The 2,308-nt window shown below is 50.4% G+C and carries 2 protein-coding genes; both read right to left on the bottom strand.

Annotation, left to right across the window (positions count from 1 at the left end; translation table 11 throughout):
- On the bottom strand, positions 1 to 885 hold an 885-nt coding region (locus KDK14_RS03245; protein WP_257263586.1), incomplete at its 3' end, for an F-box protein.
- Entirely contained in the window at positions 864 to 2,177 is a 1,314-nt protein-coding gene (locus tag KDK14_RS03240) for a WD40 repeat domain-containing protein (RefSeq protein WP_257263585.1), read from the bottom strand. The genes KDK14_RS03240 and KDK14_RS03245, both read right to left, overlap by 22 nt.
- Positions 2,178 to 2,308 lie beyond the last annotated feature (131 nt).

Here is a 2,308-nt window from a genome sequence, read left to right as displayed (position 1 = left end):
GGTAATGACTACCTGATGACCATCGCAACTCAAGTCAGCTGATATAATCCTGCCTTTATGGACAATATTGAATTGCTCTGCCCAGCTGTGATCGGCATTACAGGCAAAGATTTTTGCAGTATGGTGTTTATCCCAGGTCAATATATGATGGCCCCGGGCGATGAAGCTGCTCATGGCGGTGAAAGGGGGTTCGGGTTCGACCCAGGAATAATAGCTAAAATCAGCTTGTTGATTCCATTGGCCGTTCCCGGTGAAGCCAAAGATTGTCCCGGTACTGTTGTTTCTGAAGATCACTGTATGGTCGCCATGGGTGCTAATGCTGGCGTTATTGACATAAAGTGTATCAATAATGCGTTTTTCCAAAACCGGTTCGAACTCTCGACAGCCCGCCATCAGTTGACTCACGGTGAAAAACAGGGCCGGGGAGAAGTATTTCCCTTTTTGTACTGTACAGGTTTTACGACCGTCGTCTTTTGTTTGCCCTGCAGGGTCCCGGGTGTAAAATTTATTGGCTACCGTTGCATCCGTGGTAAATTGTCCGAGCCAATTTTGCAGGTCAGTATCAGGGATATCCCGGGCAATCTCTTTGAATTGGTTCTGCCGGTCTGCTGCCAATTTTGCAAACCACGATCTGGCCAGCAGTTGTTCATCGGTGATTAGCCGGTTTAAGTAGGTACACGTTTTTGCGGTGGCGAGAATATCCCGTAAAGGCAAGTAGCCTAGCAGCTTGAGCATGGGAAGCTGTGGCAAATGCAGTAATGAACATGGGGCTTGGCAGGGCGCAACCGACATACCGTTGCTGCTCCCCACACAACACGACGGCGTGGCACAGTCCATAGTGCTGCCAAAACGGCGGCTGGTGTTCACGGTAACGGAAGATTCCATGGTTCATTGGCCTCGTCAGGTGATTGCTGATCAGACGTCTTGGATGGCATAGCCGGGCAAAAGTTCAAGGTATCTGCACACCGGGGAGGTGGTGCTGGATCTTCACGATACAGACGCCAGATTTTAATCTTGCCCAGCTCTTCGCTGACGGTCACCACATGACTGCTGTTGGCGCTGAATTCTGCCGAATAAAGCCAGTATGAATGGGACAGGGTGGCTTTTGCTATCCAGTTGTTATCTTCAGTGCAGCCAAGGATCACGACGCTACCATTACAATCATTGATAACTGCATGGGAGCCGTCGTGGTTGAATTTGGCGGTATAAATCCCATCCCCAGGCGGAATATCGGCGCTTGATATCCAGTTGTCACCAGCACAAGTGTGGATTTTGGCATGGGTATTATACCGCCAATAATCTATCCTGTAAGGTCGAAGATAGGTCAGGATATGGCGGTTATCAGCGCTGAATTCGCAAGAGTTGATCCGATGGTTATGGGTAATGACCTGTTGTCTTGACCAGTTCCCAAGGTCTGCATCATACCGGTAGATTTCCGCCGTGCAATCCTCACTGGTGGTTACTGCATAGCGGCTGTCGGGACTAAAGTCGGCAGAGCGAACCTTCCCGGCATGGATAACGATTTTTTTTTCCTGCCAGCGGTTGTGGCTATCACAACTGAGGATTATGGCGCTGTAATCGTCACTGGCGGTCATTGCATGGCGGCTGTCAGGGCTAAAGATGGCTGAGCAGATCCCTCCGTAGTGGAGAATCGAGGTTTTTTCTGACCAGCGGTTTCCGGGGTTGCTGCTGTATATCTTTACGGTACGGATGGCTTCTCTATCGTTACCACAATTGACGGTGATGATAGAGGAGCTATCGGGGCTGAATTCAGCGGAAACAACCCCCTCTTCATGCTGCAGGGTGTCTCTCTCCAGCCACTTGCCATCAGCATCACGCCCATAGATCTTTGCGGTGCGATCTTTACTTGCAGTCACTACCAGGCTGCTATCAGGGCTGAATGTTGCTGAACAAACAGCCGCAAGATGGGTAATCGTCTTTGTTAATGTCCAGCGGGCCGCCACCTGGTCAAATGAAAAGATTTTTGCACTGCTATCTTCGCTGGCCATCACTGCATGGCGGCTGTCGGGACTGAACGTGGCCGATCTGATCCAGTCGGCAGCACTGATGTTGAGTTTTTCTGACCAACTGCCTTCGGCGTTATAGCTATTGATGATCATGGTCAGATCTGAGCGGCTCAGTATATGGCGGTTGTCAGCGCTGAATTTGGCCGGCATGACCCACCTTTCATGGGCTACAGGAATTTCCTGCGGTCCCTCAGGTGCCCGGACATGAATTCTGGCTTTAGGAAAATCACGGGGAGTGGAAGTCACCACAAAAACGTGTACCTACTTAAACCGGCTAATCA

It is taken from the genome of Endozoicomonas sp. ONNA2, assembly GCF_024606365.1.
Lineage (GTDB): Bacteria > Pseudomonadota > Gammaproteobacteria > Pseudomonadales > Endozoicomonadaceae > Endozoicomonas.
This window is presented reverse-complemented; position numbering and strand designations above follow the sequence as displayed.